Raw genomic sequence first — 16,389 nt, 5'->3', positions numbered from 1 at the left:
GTGCTTTTGCCGTTACGCACCACCCCGTCAGTAGCTGAACAGGAGGGACAGCTGATAGAAACAGAAGCCACTGGAGCACCTCAAAAACACCATCATACACTAAATCAGTAAGTTGGCAGCATCACCCGCTCATTAATGTCAATCATCGAGACAGAGTTTGCAAATGAGTTAGTTACGTAAGCATATTTGCCATTTTTATCGACAACCACGCCATGGGCCCCATCGCCAGTGGTGATGGATTTCGCTACCGTAAGGCTTGCGATATCAATCATGTTTATTGTGTTACCCGGCTTGCTCTTCGAGCCCTGATTGGTTACCAGCATGCTTTTACCATCCGGAGTGCCAAACAGCTGGATTGGTACGGTACCGACATTAATTTTCTTCACAACTTTACGCGTTGCTGTATCAATCACCGCTACAGCATCTTCACCAGACAGGGAAACAAACACCAGTTTTCCGTCCGGTGAGAAACCTACCTGGGCTGGCATTTTACCTAATGGGATCTGCGCGACTTCTTTATTACTGGTTGTATCAACAACGGATACCGAGCCCCCTTTCATATTCGCGATATAAACTTCTTTACCGTCAGGACTCACTCTGAGGCCATGAGGGAATTTACCTACATTAATTGTCGTTAAATTTTTCAAATGTTCTGCATCAATCACGCTGATGGTGTTATCTGCACTATTTGAGATATACGCCATTTTCCCATCAGGGGTGACGACAACATGCGCAGGGTGTGCGCCAACCGGAAGTTTTGCAATAACCGTATCATTTTCGGCATTAATAACCCAAACTTCTCCATGTTCCTTTTTGCCAGCATGAGAATCTTTGCCCATGTCCATTTTCTCAGAATGAGCATCTTTACTCATATCCATATGTTCAGAGCCTGATGAATGTGTCCCGTTAGCACCAAGGTTGGTTACCCAAACTGTTTTATTGTCTGGTGACACCTGAACGTTATGCGGCATTTTACCAACATGTACTTTATCTACAGTCTTTAAAGACGCAGCATCAAGTACATTAACTGAATCTGCACCTTCATTTGCTACATACACTCTGTCTGCTGCAAACGTATAACCAGACCATGCCAGCATACTAATTTGCATTGCAATTAAAATTTTATTTTTGCTTATCATCGCCGCCAATACCCCATTAGTTAAATATATTTACCGGATTAGTTTCAGCAACCAGCTATTGTAGGATTATTTAACATGTCACTAATATTACTCCATCGGGATCGTGTTAATTCTACCTATAACGAGCTACTGTATAAATTGCTTAGTCATTTCATTAATCAATCGCTATACATCATTGTATTAGATACTGCTATCCGTACTTGCGTATAAAGAGTATCAACCTTCCAGCAAGTGGAAGGTCAAGAAAAAAAAGTAATAATTTAAAATAGCCTTAAAAATCCGCAAGCTGAGCAATTGTCTAAGAATATCGCAGGAGAATTTATAAATATAAAGAGGTAGTCCGCTGCCGGGTAAAAATATAAAAGTTAACGATCAGTTCATCGATACTGAAAGCCAAACTTAACGACATGACAAACACCAGCCATATCGTTAAAGCTGGTACAAAGGATCCCGTGCCCGACCGGCGGTTAATTCACTGGCCTGCATCCGTACTACGTCCCACAGCGCCTGGGCCGCAGTCGATAAAGAACGATTTTTACGTCGTGCCAGCATCAATTGTCGTTCCACAACCGGCGTCAGGCGTTTAACCTGCAAATGGCTGCCCTGTGGCAGAGGAAGCGCCAGCGCAGGCAGCACGCTGATACCAATCCCCGCCTCAACCATCGGGAAAAGCGTGGCAGGGTGACCTATCTCCTGAACGATATTCGCCTCAATGGAAAAGTGGGCCAGTGCCGCATCGATCAACGGTCGACTGCCGGAAGCGTAATCCTGTAATACCAAGCGCTCATGATATAAATCCTGCCAATTTACCCATTCGCGTTGGGCTAGCGGATGATCCTCTCGACACAACAGCAGGAACGGTTCGGATAACACCGCTTCACACTGTAGATCGGTCACAGCACCTGGATCTATCACAATGCCAAAATCCACCTCGCCCTGACGAATACTCTCCAGCACCCACTGTTGCGGACGATCGTGCAGCACAAAATCGATTGCTGGATAAAGCTGATTACTCTGGGCAATACACTGTGGAATAAGGTGAGCTGATATTGTCTGGCTGGCGGCAACGCGCACCGTTCCGGTTAACTGCGTTCCCACCTGGCCTGCTTCACGCAGCGTGCTGTGCAGTTCATCCAGAATACGTTCCAGCCGAGCCGCCAACTGGTGCCCTGCTTCCGTCAGCACCACTTCCCGCGTTGTTCTATCTAACAACCGCACACCCGTCTGCCCTTCCAGCTCTTTAACGCTGTGGCTGACCGCAGACTGGCTTAAGCCAATGATATCCCCCGCCCGGCTAAAGCTTTTGGCCTGAGCGACGGTAACAAAGATACGGAGCTGACGCAGAGAGTAATTCATTTATTCTATTCATATATGGATGCAATAAATCAATTTTATTTCTCAAACAGAAAAACGCAAAATGTTCCTACCGAATTTCAGGAGCTTTTATGAAACTTTTTCGTATCCTTGATCCGTTCACGATAACGTTGATTACGGTCGTATTACTGGCGTCCTTTTTCCCGGCCAAGGGTGGCTTTGTGCCTTTCTTTGAAGGCTTAACCACCGCTGCCATTGCCCTGTTGTTTTTTATGCACGGGGCGAAGCTTTCGCGTGAAGCCATTATTGCTGGCGGTAGTCACTGGCGTTTGCATCTATGGGTGATGTGCAGCACGTTTGTTGTTTTCCCGGTACTGGGTGTTCTGTTCGCCTGGTGGGCGCCGGTTAATGTTGACCCGATGCTGTACACCGGTTTCCTGTACCTGTGTATTTTGCCGGCCACGGTGCAGTCGGCAATCGCTTTTACGTCGCTGGCAGGGGGTAACGTTGCCGCTGCCGTGTGTTCCGCTTCGGCCTCCAGCCTGCTGGGTATTTTTCTCTCGCCGTTGCTGGTTAGCCTGGTAATGAATATGCACGGCGCAGAAGGCAGTCTGGAGCAGGTGGGGAAAATCATGCTGCAACTGCTGCTGCCGTTCGTACTGGGACATCTTTCACGTCCGTGGATTGGTAATTGGGTGTCCCGACATAAAAAATGGATCGCCAAAACGGACCAATCCTCCATCTTGCTGGTGGTGTACTCCGCCTTCAGTGAAGCCGTGGTTAACGGGATCTGGCACAAAGTGGGGATTGGCTCGCTGCTGTTTATCGTGGTGGTCAGCATCGTATTGCTGGCAATCGTGATTGGCATCAACGTCTTTGTTGCGCGTAAATGCGGCTTCAACAAAGCCGATGAGATCACCATTGTCTTTTGCGGATCGAAAAAGAGCCTGGCAAATGGGATCCCAATGGCAAATATTCTGTTCCCGACGTCAGTGATAGGAATGATGGTGCTGCCGTTGATGATCTTCCATCAAATTCAGCTGATGGTGTGTGCCGTGCTGGCACGTCGCTACAAGCAACAAACGGACGCATTGCAGGCGCAGCAGAAAAGCCGCTCCGCAAAGGCTTAGAGCGGGCGTTTCAGGGGCTGCACCAGTTGCGTCAGCCCTTCAGTTTTAATCAGCAGCGTGATTTGCATCAGCTCGCCGAGCTTGCCCGGCGGGAATTCATCCTTACGGGCAAACCACAGCAGATACTCTTCCGGTACATCAATCAGCCGACGCCCTTTATATTTGCCAAAGGGCATCACGGTATTGGCGATTTCAACCAGCTGCTCTTTTTCCATCTCAGGCACCCAGTAAGCGGATCATTTCAGCTTCATCGATCACGGCAATACCCAGTTCCTGCGCTTTTGCCAGTTTCGACCCCGCCGCTTCACCGGCAATCACCAGGTCGGTTTTCTTCGATACGCTACCGGCCACTTTTGCACCCAACTCAGTCAGTCGCGCTTTGGCGTCATCGCGTGACATCAGGCTCAGACTCCCGGTCAGCACCACCGTTTTACCCGCGAAGGGGCTGTCGATTTCTTCAGCGTTGATGACCACCGGCGCTGGCCAATGGATACCCTGCGCCAGCAGTTGGACGATCACCTCGCGGTTACTCTCTTCGGCAAAGAAATTAAACACGTGGGTCGCTACCACAATGCCGACATCCGGCACTTTTTGTAGCTCTTCAATAGAGGCCGCTTCCAGCGCCTCAAGGGTGCCAAAATGTGCCGCCAGACCAGCCGCCGTAGCTTCGCCGACTTCGCGAATACCCAGCGCGTAGAGGAAACGGGCAAACGTTGTTTCTTTCGCTTTTTCCAGCGCATTCACCACGTTTTGTGCCGATTTCGGCCCCATACGATCAAGACCGGTCAGCTTGCCTGCGGTCAGTGTGAAGAGATCCGCTGGCGTGTGGACATACTCTTTCTCGACCAGTTGATCGATAATTTTGTCGCCCATGCCGTCAACGTCCAGCGCGCGGCGGGAAACGAAGTGTTTCAGCGATTCCTTACGCTGCGCTCCGCAGATTAAACCACCGGTACAGCGTGTGACCGCTTCGCCTTCCACACGCTCAACGTCAGAGTTGCATACCGGACAGTGGGTGGGAAACTCAATTTCACGCGTATCGTCCGGGCGTTCGGAAAGCACGACGTTCACTACCTGCGGGATGACATCGCCCGCACGGCGAATGACGACTTTATCGCCAATACGCAAACCAAGACGCTCAATTTCATCCGCATTGTGCAAGGTGGCGTTACTGACCAACACCCCGGCAACCTGAACTGGCTCAAGGCGAGCGACAGGCGTAATCGCCCCGGTGCGTCCAACCTGAAACTCAACATCACGTACGAAGGTCATCTGCTCTTGCGCCGGGAACTTAAAGGCCACCGCCCAGCGCGGCGCGCGGGCAACAAAACCCAGTTGCTCTTGCAATACCATGGAGTTGACTTTGATCACCACACCGTCGATATCGAATCCCAGCGTCGGTCGGTCTTCTTCAACCTTGTGATAGTAAGCAAGTACTTCCTCCGGAGAGTCGCAAAGCGTAACTCTGTCGCTCACCGGCAATCCCCACTCTTTAAATTGCAGCAGACGGCCCAGGTGGGTATCAGGCAGCACACCACCTTCCAGCACACCGACGCCATAGCAGAAGAAAGTAAGCGGTCGCTTCGCTGTGATACGCGGATCGAGCTGGCGCAATGACCCGGCCGCCGCGTTACGCGGGTTAGCAAACACTTTGTTGCCAGTACGGCGGGCCTCTTCGTTAATTTTTTCAAACCCGGCCTGCGGCAGGAACACTTCACCGCGCACTTCCAGACGCGTCGGAATGTTATCGCCACGCAGTTTTAACGGGATCGCACGAATGGTGCGCACGTTCGAGGTAATATCCTCACCCGTAGTACCATCACCACGCGTTGCGGCACTGACCAGCACACCGTTTTCATACAGGATACTGACCGCCAGCCCGTCCAGCTTCAGTTCGCAGCACCAGGTTAGTTTGTCCGTACTCTTCAGTCTGTCCTGCACGCGCTTGTTGAAGGCGAGAAAACTCTCTTCATCAAACACGTTATCCAGCGACAGCATTGGCACTTCATGGCGAATCTGGCTGAACGCTGCTAACGGAGCGGCGCCTACGCGCTGGGTTGGCGAGTCGGGGGTGATAAGTTCCGGATGCTGCGCTTCCAGCTCGCGCAGTTCACGCATCAGGCGATCGTATTCCGCATCGGGAATTTCCGGCGCATCCATCACATGGTAGAGATACTCATGATGGCGAAGCGTGGTTCGCAGTTCTGTCAGTTGTTGTTCGATTGATTCCATATCGCACCATCAATGATAAAAAACCCCCGACAGGCGGGGGTTTAGCAAGGATATGTCACGCCAGAGGAGAATCAGGCGTGAGATTCTTTAACTTCGCGGATGCGGTCCTGATACTCGCGCAGTTTCTGCGGCGTCATCATACGACGTTGATCGTCGAGCACCACACCACCCACTTCATCGGCAATGTGCTGTGCGGACTGCAGCATCAGCTTAAAGTTTTGCAGCTCGTCACCGTAGGACGGAACCTGCATAAAAATAGTCACGCCAGGGGTGCTGAAATCACCCGTCATTTCGGGGTCAAACGTTCCTGGGTTAACCATATTGGCAAGGCTGAACAGCGAAGGACCGCTGCCATCCGGACTCAAATGACGATGGAAAATATTCATGTCGCCAAATTTAAAACCGGCTTGCTGAATGCTGTTGAGCAGCACTTCACCGTTGAGCTCACTACCGTGATGCGCCGCAACGTTCATAATAATGACCGCTTCTTTACGCTGCGGTTTTTCAGCAACAGGCGCTTCTTCAACTACCGGCTCAGGCTGAGGTTGATGTTCAACGGCAGGCTCTGCGGGCTGGAAAGCCTGCGGCGCAGGTTGCGGTGCTTGCTGCACGGGCTGCTGAACCTGCGGAGCAACGGGCTGATGCTGCATCGGCTGCTGCGCAGGTTGTTGCTGAACAGGCTGATGCTGCACCGGCTGCTGCGGTTGTACAGGCTGCGGCTGCTGCTGAGCATGCGGCGGCGGTACCGGCGCTTGTGCAGGCTGCGGCGCGGGTTGACGCGGCTGAGCAGACGCATAAGGCGGCTGGTACTGGTGTTGCGGCGACTGAGGAGGAACACCATGTTCCTGCGCGTTACCGGGAGCATGATTCACACGATGAACGCGAACTTCGCCCACGCCTTCGTCTTCCTCGACGTTGTCGTCGAACGAATCCTCGTCTTCACGTTTAGACTTCATGCGTTTCAGTGGGCGATCGCGGAATATAGAAGACCGCTCTTTACGGCTAGTCCAAAAACCATGTACCAGTAAAGCGATTATGGCGATCGCGCCAACAATGATTAATATCAGACGCAAATCCTGCATCATTATATTCTCTGTTGTTCTAACACCTTGCCACCACGGCAAACATTTACTCACTAAGAGTATTTGTCGATTACGCCAAGTGCAAGTGCACTCTTGGCTTTCACGGCATAAAGATGAACAAAATTGTGCTTTTTGCTGTTTTTTCGAACATTTCTGAACAGCTTAACGCTCAACAACCCGGTAAGATACGCAAAGTTTACCAGAGCTTATATAACAAGGAGTATGTCCTGACCATGGTTTCATCATCTGCAGTCGTACCTCGCAGCGGCCTTTATTACTTTTCACAGGGATGGAAGCTCATCACCCTACCGGGCATTCGTCGCTTTGTCATCCTGCCTTTGCTGGTGAATATCCTGCTGATGGGCGGCGCATTCTGGTGGCTATTCACACAACTCGATAGCTGGATCCCCGCGCTGATGAGTCACGTCCCTGACTGGCTTCAGTGGCTCAGCTACTTGCTCTGGCCGATTGTCACTATCTCCGTACTACTGGTGTTCGGCTACCTGTTTTCCACCATAGCCAACTGGATTGCAGCGCCGTTTAACGGTCTGCTGGCTGAACAACTGGAAGCGCGCTTAACGGGCGCAACACCGCCTGACACCGGCGTTCTCGGCATCATGAAAGATGTTCCCCGTATTATGAAACGTGAATGGCAAAAGCTGGCGTGGTATCTCCCGCGCGCCGTCGTGTTGCTGATCCTCTATTTCATTCCGGGTATTGGTCAGACCGTAGCCCCGGTGCTGTGGTTCCTGTTCAGCGCGTGGATGCTGGCCATTCAGTACTGCGATTATCCGTTTGATAACCATAAGGTGCCTTTTAAGGAGATGCGCGTCGCGCTGCGCACACGCAAGGTCACCAATATGCAATTTGGCGCATTGACCAGCCTGTTCACCATGATTCCGGTGCTCAATCTGTTCATCATGCCAGTTGCGGTTTGTGGTGCCACGGCGATGTGGGTAGACTGCTATCGTGCTAAGCACGCGTTATGGAAGTAATGCAAAAATGTGTAAAAGCGGGCTGGCTTATGCCCGCTCTTATTCCATACTGCAACGCATTATTTCCTGGTGGCATATAGATATACGAATTCCTTACTTCCCCATACTTTCTCAACAGGTATGCTGAAGCGGTATCCCAATTTCATACAGTTAAGGACAGGCCATGAGTAAGATTTTTGAAGACAACTCGCTGACTATCGGTCATACGCCGCTGGTTCGACTGAACCGTATCGGTAACGGACGCATTCTGGCGAAGGTGGAATCACGCAACCCAAGCTTTAGCGTCAAATGCCGTATCGGTGCCAACATGATTTGGGATGCCGAAAAACGAGGTGTACTTAAACCGGGTGTAGAGCTGGTCGAACCAACCAGCGGCAACACAGGGATTGCGCTGGCCTACGTTGCCGCAGCTCGCGGTTACAAACTGACTCTGACCATGCCTGAAACCATGAGCATTGAGCGCCGCAAGCTCTTAAAAGCGCTGGGCGCGAACCTGGTGCTGACCGAAGGCGCAAAAGGTATGAAGGGCGCGATTCAGAAAGCGGAAGAAATTGTGGCCAGCGATCCGGAAAAATTCCTGCTGCTGCAGCAGTTCAGCAACCCGGCAAACCCGGAAATCCACGAAAAAACTACCGGCCCGGAAATCTGGGAAGATACCGATGGCCAGGTTGATGTCTTTATTTCTGGCGTTGGTACCGGCGGTACGTTGACTGGTGTGACCCGTTACATTAAAGGCACTAAAGGCAAAACCGATCTGATCACCGTCGCGGTTGAACCTACCGACTCCCCTGTTATCGCCCAGGCGCTGGCAGGTGAAGAACTCAAACCAGGCCCGCATAAAATTCAGGGCATCGGCGCTGGCTTCATTCCGGGTAACCTTGATCTGAAGCTTATCGATAAAGTCGTTGCCATCACTAATGATGAAGCTATTTCTACTGCGCGTCGTCTGATGGAAGAAGAAGGTATTCTGGCTGGGATCTCTTCCGGTGCTGCGGTTGCTGCCGCGCTTAAGCTCCAGGAAGATGAAACCTTTACCAATAAGAATATAGTGGTTATTCTACCGTCATCGGGTGAGCGTTATCTGAGCACAGCACTGTTTGCCGATCTCTTTACAGAGAAAGAACTGCAACAGTAGTGCCAGCATGTTAAAAACGCGTAAAAAAGCACCCTTTTGGGTGCTTTTTTGTGGCCTGCTTCAAAGTTTCAACTCGCCTGGCATTGATTCAACCCGCCGGAACTGGTATTTAACCAAACTAATTATTTTGATGCGCGAAATTAATCGTTACAGGAAAAGCGCTAGCTGAATCGATTTTATGATTTGGTTCAACTCTTCCTTTCGCGGCATAATGTTTAATGACGAACGAAACGTCAGCGGCAAGAAGTTGCCAGCAACGGATTGCACCGAACTCCTTTTGTGTCGCGTCCAGTTTACGCCGATGCTAACAATACAGGCTAAAGTTGAGCCGCCAGGCTAGACTTTAGTTCCACAACACTAAACCTATAAGTTGGGGAAATATAATGTTCCAGCAAGAAGTTACCATTACCGCTCCGAACGGTCTGCATACTCGCCCTGCTGCTCAGTTTGTTAAAGAAGCAAAAGGCTTTACTTCTGAAATTACTGTGACTTCCAACGGCAAAAGCGCTAGCGCCAAAAGCCTGTTTAAACTGCAGACTCTGGGCCTGACTCAGGGTACCGTTGTCACCCTGTCCGCAGAAGGTGAAGACGAGCAGAAAGCAGTTGAGCATCTGGTTAAACTGATGGCTGAACTCGAGTAAGTTCAACGAGTTCTTTTAAATATCAGTCACAAGTAAGGTAGGGTTATGATTTCAGGCATTTTAGCATCCCCGGGTATCGCTTTCGGTAAAGCATTGCTGCTGAAAGAAGACGAGATCGTCATTGACCGGAAAAAAATTTCTGCCGACAAGGTTGATCAGGAAGTTGAACGTTTTCTGAGCGGTCGTGCCAAGGCATCTGCGCAACTGGAAGCGATCAAAACCAAAGCTGGTGAAACGTTCGGTGAAGAAAAAGAAGCCATCTTTGAAGGGCATATCATGCTGCTCGAAGATGAGGAGCTGGAGCAGGAAATCATAGCCCTGATTAAAGATAAGCACATGACGGCTGATGCAGCTGCGCATGAAGTTATCGAAGGTCAGGCCACAGCCCTGGAAGAGCTGGATGATGAATACCTGAAAGAACGTGCGGCTGACGTACGTGACATCGGTAAACGCCTGCTGCGTAACATTCTGGGTCTGGCAATTATTGACCTAAGCGCTATCCAGGACGAAGTTATCCTGGTTGCCGCAGACCTGACCCCGTCAGAAACCGCACAGCTGAACCTGAACAAGGTGCTGGGTTTTATCACTGACGCGGGCGGACGTACTTCCCATACCTCAATCATGGCGCGTTCTCTGGAACTGCCTGCTATCGTAGGTACGGGTAACGTCACCTCTCAGGTGAAAAACGACGACTATCTGATTCTGGATGCCGTAAACAATCAGGTTTACGTCAATCCGACCAACGACGTTATTGATCAACTGCGTGCCGTTCAGGAGCAGGTTGCAACCGAGAAAGCGGAACTCGCTAAGCTGAAAGATCTGCCGGCTATCACGCTGGACGGACATCAGGTTGAAGTTTGCGCCAACATCGGTACCGTTCGTGACGTTGAAGGCGCTGAGCGTAACGGCGCTGAAGGTGTGGGTCTGTACCGCACCGAATTCCTGTTCATGGACCGTGAATCGCTGCCAACTGAAGAAGAACAGTTTGCTGCGTATAAAGCCGTTGCTGAAGCCTGTGGCTCTCAGGCGGTCATCGTCCGTACCATGGACATCGGCGGCGATAAAGAACTGCCGTACATGAACTTCCCGAAAGAAGAGAACCCGTTCCTGGGCTGGCGTGCCGTGCGTATCGCCATGGATCGTAAAGAGATCCTGCGTGACCAGGTTCGCGCTATCCTGCGCGCCTCTGCTTTCGGCAAACTGCGTATCATGTTCCCAATGATCATCTCTGTTGAAGAAGTGCGTGCACTGCGCAAAGAGATCGAAATCTACAAACAGGAACTGCGCGACGAAGGTAAAGCATTTGACGAGAGCATTGAGATTGGCGTGATGGTGGAAACACCAGCTGCGGCAACAATTGCGCGTCATTTAGCCAAAGAAGTTGATTTCTTTAGTATCGGCACCAATGATTTAACGCAGTACACCCTGGCAGTTGACCGTGGTAATGATATGATTTCACACCTTTACCAACCGATGTCGCCATCTGTGCTGACGCTGATCAAGCAAGTTATTGATGCTTCTCATGCTGAAGGCAAATGGACTGGCATGTGTGGTGAGCTTGCAGGCGACGAACGTGCTACACTTCTGTTGCTGGGGATGGGTCTGGACGAATTCTCTATGAGCGCCATTTCTATCCCGCGCATTAAGAAGATTATCCGTAACACGAACTTCGAAGATGCGAAGGTGTTAGCAGAGCAGGCTCTTGCTCAACCGACAACGGACGAGTTAATGACGCTGGTTAACAAGTTCATTGAAGAAAAAACAATCTGCTAATCCACGAGATGCGGCCCAATTTACTGCTTAGGAGAAGATCATGGGTTTGTTCGATAAACTGAAATCTCTGGTTTCTGATGATAAGAAAGACACCGGAACTATTGAGATCGTTGCTCCGCTCTCTGGCGAGATCGTCAACATCGAAGACGTGCCGGATGTAGTTTTTGCTGAAAAAATCGTTGGTGATGGCATTGCTATCAAACCAACCGGTAACAAAATGGTTGCTCCTGTTGATGGCACCATCGGCAAAATCTTTGAAACTAACCACGCTTTCTCTATCGAATCCGACAGCGGCATTGAGCTGTTTGTTCACTTCGGTATTGATACCGTTGAACTGAAAGGCGAAGGCTTCAAACGCATCGCTGAAGAAGGTCAGCGCGTGAAAGTGGGCGACCCGGTTATTGAATTCGATCTGCCGCTGCTGGAAGAAAAAGCCAAGTCTACCCTGACTCCGGTTGTTATCTCCAACATGGACGAAATCAAAGAGCTGATCAAACTGTCCGGTAGCGTGACAGTGGGTGAGACTCCGGTTATCCGCATCAAGAAGTAATTCTTTTTGCAGAGAAAAATGGCGCCAGCAGGCGCCATTTTTTTTATCTGATGGTTATCAAAACCCTGCCGGATGGCGCTACGCTTATCCGGCCTACAACAAACTCCGTAACGTAGGCCGGATAAGACGTTCTCGCCGCCATCCGGCATTAAATCTGTAAGGTGACCGGTCGATAACACGCCTCGCGCATCAAAATCTTCATCCCTTCCGGCCCGCTTTCCAGCATCCGTCGCTCCGAGTCTGCCACTAACAGTTCACAATCGTAGCCACCCGTAATACCAAACATCGCCCGCGCTACACAGATATCTTCCAGCGCTGCTGCCCCGTTGGTGTCAAAATGTCCAACCATACGCCCATTCTGGCGAACTACCAGCCGGTAACTCTTCATCGCGCCTCCCCTGCCGGTGGCAGAATTAATTCATCACAACCGCACAGGTGCGTCCACGTCATCACGTCCAGCACCCGCTGCGCGGCGTCGTGAGTCGCGGTCGTCAGCGCTTTCCCCAGTACAAGGCCGCTCACCAGCTCTGCACAAAACAGATCGCCAGTCCCCTTCAGATCCGTTTTCACTCGCGGATGGGCTAACACCTCAACCGTTTCAGCCGTCACCACCGCAACGTTAATAATCTCTTCGCTATCCCCCGGTGCGCTGGTAATTACCACCCATTTCAGGGTGTCAGTGAGCAGTGATTGTGCCGCCGTAATGGCTTCATCAAGCGTACGACACGGCTTTCCGCTCAGCATTTGCAGCTCGAACACGTTCGGCGTCAGCCCCTGCGCCAGCGGCAGCAGGTGCTGACGATAAGCCTCCGGGATTTCGGCTTTGACATACATACCGCTATCCGTATCGCCAATCACGGGGTCGACCAAAATGCACAGGTCCGGATGCGTTGCCCGAACGGTTTCCAGCCACTGTGCCAGCAAGGCGATTTGCTCTGCGCTGCCCATGTATCCTGTAGTCACCGCCTTCAGCTCACGCAAGGCATCACGCTCGCTTAAGGCGCGGAGATAGCCGCTAAACCAGTCAGACGGAATAACGCCGCCGTAAAAGGTTTCATAATGCGGGGTATTACTGAACAGCACCGTGGGTACTGCCGTCACGCGTAACCCCTGCGCTTTAATGGCCGGGACGGCGATGCTGTTGCCTACGCTGCCATACACCACCTGTGACTGGACGGCGACGATATCGGTCTGTAACGCCCGATTCGTGTCGTCAAAGAGCACTGACTGGATATCACTCTCCTGCTCCATAAATTTCTCCTCTCTCTGGACAGCGGGCCTACGCCTCACTATTATCGTCATATGCTAAAATTCATTTTGTCATAGGTCAATAATGATCGACGGAAAAACCGCTAACGAAATTTTTGACAGTATCCGTCAACATGTCACTACAGGCACGCTGGCAGCAGGCGAAACGTTGCCGCCAGTGCGGGAACTGGCAACGGAATTAAACGTGAACCGCAATACTGTCGCGGCGGCTTACAAACGCCTGGTCACCTCCGGGTTGGCGCAGAGCCTGGGACGCAACGGCACGGTGATTAAGGGGATTACTGCCCCCGTTGCGTTGGAAGGTGGTAATCCGAATACCCCGCTTATCGATCTTTCCGGCGGTAACCCAGCGCCCTCGCGTCTTCCTGACCTGAGTAGTTATTTCGCAAAGATAAATAAGAGTCCGCGGTTGTATGGCGATGCCGCTGTATCACCTGGACTTAAGGCGTGGGCATCACAATGGATGCAAAATGCAATGCCCGGCAAAGGGGAAATTGATATCACCAGCGGCGCCATTGATGCTATCGAACGGCTACTGTGCGCCCATTTACTGCCTGGTGATAGCGTTGTCGTAGAAGATCCGTGCTTTTTGAGCAGCATCAACATGCTGCGTTATGCTGGTTTCTCCGCCAGTCCGGCCAATGTTGACCACGAAGGTATGCTGCCGGACCAACTGGAACTCGCGCTACAGAAAGGTGCGCGGGCGGTGATTCTGACACCGCGCGCGCATAACCCCACAGGATGCAGCCTGAACGCATCCCGCGCGGCGCAATTGCAGGAAATCCTGGCCCGCTATCCGCAGACGCTGGTGATCGTCGACGACCACTTTGCGCTGCTATCTGCTTGCCACTGGTATCCGGTGATTGCGAAGGAAACCACGCACTGGGCGATTGTCCGTTCGATGTCCAAAACGTTAGGTCCGGATTTACGCCTGGCCATTGTGGCCAGCGATCCGCTCACTTCAGGGAAGCTACGTTTACGGCTCAACTCCGGCAGTCAGTGGGTCAGCCATCTGCTGCAGGATTTGGCCTGCGCCTGCCTGAGTGACGAGACTTATCAACACACGCTGGCGCAAACTCAGCAGTTTTACGCCGCCCAGCAGCAAACGTTGGCGGCAGCACTGCGGCGACATGGCATTGAGTTACCCGTTGGTGACGGTCTGAATATGTGGCTACCGCTGGAAAATAACAGCCAGGCAATCGCTTTTGCGCTGGCGAAGTCCGGCTGGCTGGTGCGGGAAGGCGAAGTGTTTGGCGTCAATACGCCTGCCCACGGCCTGCGTATTACGCTGTCAACCTTAACTGACAGCGACATTGATAAGCTGGCGGCTGATATTCATCAGGCGCTAAAACGCTAACAGGAGAGAAAAAGTGCGAGTTCATTTTGTTATTCATGAGTCTTTCGAATCTGCTGGCGCGTATCTGCCGTGGGCCGAATCACGCGGTTATAGCGTCACCTGGTCGCGCGTTTATGCCGGAGAAGCGGTCCCTGCGAACGCCGATGATTTTGATATGTTGGTGGTGTTTGGCGGTCCGCAGTCACCACGAACCACGCTGGCAGAGTGCCCGTACTTTGATTCTCAGGCCGAGCAGCATCTGATCAACCAGGCGATTGCAGCACGTAAAATTGTGGTGGGGATCTGCCTGGGTTCACAGTTAATCGGCGAAGCGCTGGGTGCGAAGGTGTGCCAGAGTCCGGAAAAAGAGATTGGTCACTACCCTATCGTTCTGACCGAAGCCGGTCAACAGCACCCGCTGTTCAGCCATTTCGGCTCACCGCTTACCGTCGGTCACTGGCACAACGACATGCCAGGATTAACCGACCAGGCGACAATTCTTGCTGCCAGCGAGGGCTGCCCACGACAAATCGTGCAATACGGTAATTTTGTTTATGGTTTTCAGTGCCATATGGAGTTTACGGCTGATGCTATAGAAGGGCTTATTCAACACTCCGAACAAGAACTGGCGGAAGCTAAAGGCAAGCGCTTCATCCGTTCCGTTGAAGAGATGCGAGCATGGGATTATCAGCAGATGAATGAGAAGCTGTGGCAATTCCTAGATAAGCTTGTGGAAAAACGTAACGATTGATTATGGCAGGCCGGATAAGACGCTTTACGTCGTCATCCGGCGCTCGTGCCGTACGTTTGCCTGATAGCGCTATGATTATCAGGCCTGAAAACTAAATCCCTAATCCCTGGTTAAAGTGCTCTTCGCCAAACACGCCGGTTGAAAGGTAGCGATCGCCGCGATCGCAGATGATCGCCACCACCACCGCTCCCGGTGTCGCGCGCGCTACACGTAACGCCCCCGCTACCGCGCCACCAGAACTGACACCACAGAAAATCCCTTCGCGCACGGCCAGTTCACGCATGGTGTTTTCCGCATCGTTCTGGTGAATATCCAGCACCTCATCCACCAGCGAGGCGTTAAAAATGCCCGGCATATATTCCGCAGGCCAGCGGCGAATTCCCGGAATACTACTGCCCTCTTCCGGCTGCAGGCCAACGATAGTGACCGCTTTTTCTTGCTCACGCAGAAAACGCGACACACCGGTAATGGTGCCTGTCGTTCCCATACTGGAGACAAAGTGGGTAATACGACCTGACGTCTGCTGCCAGATTTCCGGTCCAGTGGTGGTGTAATGCGCGTACGGGTTATCCGGATTATTAAACTGATCCAGCAGCTTGCCTTCTCCACGCTGCGCCATTTCAAGGGCTAAATCGCGCGCGCCTTCCATCCCCTGCTCTTTGGTGACCAGAATCAGCTCGGCACCATAGGCGCGCATCGCCGCACGGCGCTCCTGACTCATGTTGTCTGGCATCAGCAGCTTCATGCGGTAGCCCTTCAGCGCGGCGATCATTGCCAGCGCGATTCCGGTATTACCGCTGGTAGCCTCAATCAGCACGTCGCCTGGCTTAATTTCTCCGCGCTTTTCCGCTTCGACGATCATCGACAACGCGGCGCGGTCTTTCACCGAACCTGCGGGATTATTGCCTTCCAGCTTGACCCAAATTTCACTGCCGTTATCTGGCGCCAGACGTTGTAATTTCACCAGAGGCGTATTGCCAATTGTTTGTTCTAATGTGTTCACGTTTTCAGCTCAATAAAAATGCCGGGTGGCGCTGTGCTT

At 51.8% G+C, this 16,389-nt stretch carries 16 protein-coding genes and 1 pseudogene (1 of these 17 only partly in view); 8 read left to right on the top strand and 9 right to left on the bottom strand.

Annotated elements, in window-relative coordinates; translation table 11 throughout:
- The 3 genes and pseudogenes from OGX92_RS06410 to OGX92_RS06400 form a co-directional block, all read right to left on the bottom strand.
- Positions 1-71, bottom strand: a pseudogene (locus tag OGX92_RS06410) (IS1-like element transposase) (its annotated part extends 224 nt beyond the left edge of the window); the annotation flags it as partial.
- A 33-nt stretch (positions 72-104) separates the two neighbouring features.
- A complete protein-coding gene (locus tag OGX92_RS06405; RefSeq protein ID WP_286586336.1) occupies positions 105-1,139 on the bottom strand; it encodes a YVTN family beta-propeller repeat protein in 1,035 nt (344 codons plus the stop codon).
- Positions 1,140-1,568: 429 nt separating this feature from the next.
- Positions 1,569-2,495 (bottom strand): LysR family transcriptional regulator, encoded by a 927-nt coding sequence (locus tag OGX92_RS06400; protein WP_003834913.1) that lies wholly within the window; start codon positions 2,493-2,495, stop codon positions 1,569-1,571.
- A gap of 89 nt (positions 2,496-2,584) precedes the next feature.
- Here OGX92_RS06400 and OGX92_RS06395 point away from each other — a divergent pair, with 89 nt between their 5' ends.
- Entirely contained in the window at positions 2,585-3,583 is a 999-nt protein-coding gene (locus OGX92_RS06395) for a bile acid:sodium symporter family protein (RefSeq protein WP_286586335.1), read from the top strand.
- Here the strand turns inward: OGX92_RS06395 and OGX92_RS06390 are convergent.
- The 3 genes from OGX92_RS06390 to zipA form a co-directional block, all read right to left on the bottom strand.
- Positions 3,580-3,798 (bottom strand): DUF3820 family protein, encoded by a 219-nt coding sequence (locus OGX92_RS06390; RefSeq protein WP_003038102.1) that lies wholly within the window; start codon positions 3,796-3,798, stop codon positions 3,580-3,582. The two genes, OGX92_RS06395 and OGX92_RS06390, sit on opposite strands and share 4 nt — an antisense overlap.
- Position 3,799: 1 nt before the next feature.
- Positions 3,800-5,815 carry an NAD-dependent DNA ligase LigA gene (gene ligA, locus OGX92_RS06385; protein ID WP_060683464.1) on the bottom strand — a complete coding sequence of 672 codons (2,016 nt, stop codon included), beginning with the start codon at positions 5,813-5,815 and terminating at the stop codon, positions 3,800-3,802.
- A 71-nt stretch (positions 5,816-5,886) separates the two neighbouring features.
- Entirely contained in the window at positions 5,887-6,900 is a 1,014-nt protein-coding gene (zipA, locus tag OGX92_RS06380; protein WP_003834924.1) for a cell division protein ZipA, read from the bottom strand.
- 230 nt (positions 6,901-7,130) lie between these two features.
- On the opposite strand from zipA, the gene cysZ reads away from it, so the two are divergent.
- The 5 genes from cysZ to crr all read left to right on the top strand — a co-directional run bounded on the left by cysZ (position 7,131) and on the right by crr (position 11,991).
- Positions 7,131-7,892: a sulfate transporter CysZ gene (gene cysZ, locus OGX92_RS06375; protein WP_003834927.1), complete on the top strand. Its 762-nt coding sequence runs from the start codon at positions 7,131-7,133 to the stop codon at positions 7,890-7,892.
- 163 nt (positions 7,893-8,055) lie between these two features.
- On the top strand, positions 8,056-9,027 hold the full coding sequence (cysK, locus tag OGX92_RS06370; RefSeq protein WP_003038091.1) for a cysteine synthase A: 972 nt from the start codon (positions 8,056-8,058) through the stop codon (positions 9,025-9,027).
- Between the two features lie 383 nt (positions 9,028-9,410).
- Complete coding sequence (ptsH, locus tag OGX92_RS06365) at positions 9,411-9,668, top strand: phosphocarrier protein Hpr (protein WP_002913505.1); 258 nt, start codon at positions 9,411-9,413, stop codon at positions 9,666-9,668.
- Positions 9,669-9,713: 45 nt separating this feature from the next.
- On the top strand, positions 9,714-11,441 hold the full coding sequence (gene ptsI / locus OGX92_RS06360) for a phosphoenolpyruvate-protein phosphotransferase PtsI (protein ID WP_003834993.1): 1,728 nt from the start codon (positions 9,714-9,716) through the stop codon (positions 11,439-11,441).
- Between the two features lie 40 nt (positions 11,442-11,481).
- Positions 11,482-11,991, top strand: coding sequence for a PTS glucose transporter subunit IIA (gene crr / locus OGX92_RS06355; RefSeq protein WP_000522253.1), 510 nt, complete (start codon positions 11,482-11,484; stop codon positions 11,989-11,991).
- Positions 11,992-12,139: 148 nt separating this feature from the next.
- Here the strand turns inward: crr and OGX92_RS06350 are convergent, their stop codons facing one another.
- Together OGX92_RS06350 and pdxK are read right to left on the bottom strand one after the other, a co-directional pair.
- On the bottom strand, positions 12,140-12,379 hold the full coding sequence (locus OGX92_RS06350; protein WP_125112663.1) for a cytoplasmic protein: 240 nt from the start codon (positions 12,377-12,379) through the stop codon (positions 12,140-12,142).
- Positions 12,376-13,242, bottom strand: a complete 867-nt coding sequence (gene pdxK / locus OGX92_RS06345) for a pyridoxine/pyridoxal/pyridoxamine kinase (RefSeq protein ID WP_125112664.1) — start codon at positions 13,240-13,242, stop codon at positions 12,376-12,378. Before pdxK ends, OGX92_RS06350 begins: the two co-directional genes overlap by 4 nt.
- An 82-nt stretch (positions 13,243-13,324) precedes the next feature.
- Between pdxK and ptsJ the strand changes: the two genes are divergently transcribed.
- A complete protein-coding gene (gene ptsJ, locus OGX92_RS06340) occupies positions 13,325-14,617 on the top strand; it encodes a MocR-like B6 salvage transcription factor PtsJ (protein ID WP_063941682.1) in 1,293 nt (430 codons plus the stop codon).
- Positions 14,618-14,630: 13 nt separating this feature from the next.
- Positions 14,631-15,347, top strand: coding sequence for a type 1 glutamine amidotransferase (locus tag OGX92_RS06335; protein ID WP_003835011.1), 717 nt, complete (start codon positions 14,631-14,633; stop codon positions 15,345-15,347).
- Between the two features lie 91 nt (positions 15,348-15,438).
- Here OGX92_RS06335 and cysM read toward each other — a convergent pair whose 3' ends face one another.
- Positions 15,439-16,350, bottom strand: a complete 912-nt coding sequence (gene cysM / locus OGX92_RS06330) for a cysteine synthase CysM (RefSeq protein ID WP_003835014.1) — start codon at positions 16,348-16,350, stop codon at positions 15,439-15,441.
- Positions 16,351-16,389: the final 39 nt, after the last annotated feature.

Source organism: Citrobacter sp. Cpo089, assembly GCF_030332695.1.
Lineage (GTDB): Bacteria > Pseudomonadota > Gammaproteobacteria > Enterobacterales > Enterobacteriaceae > Citrobacter > Citrobacter portucalensis.
The sequence above is the reverse complement of the archived record's forward strand: the minus strand, read 5'-3'. Positions and strand labels throughout refer to the sequence as shown.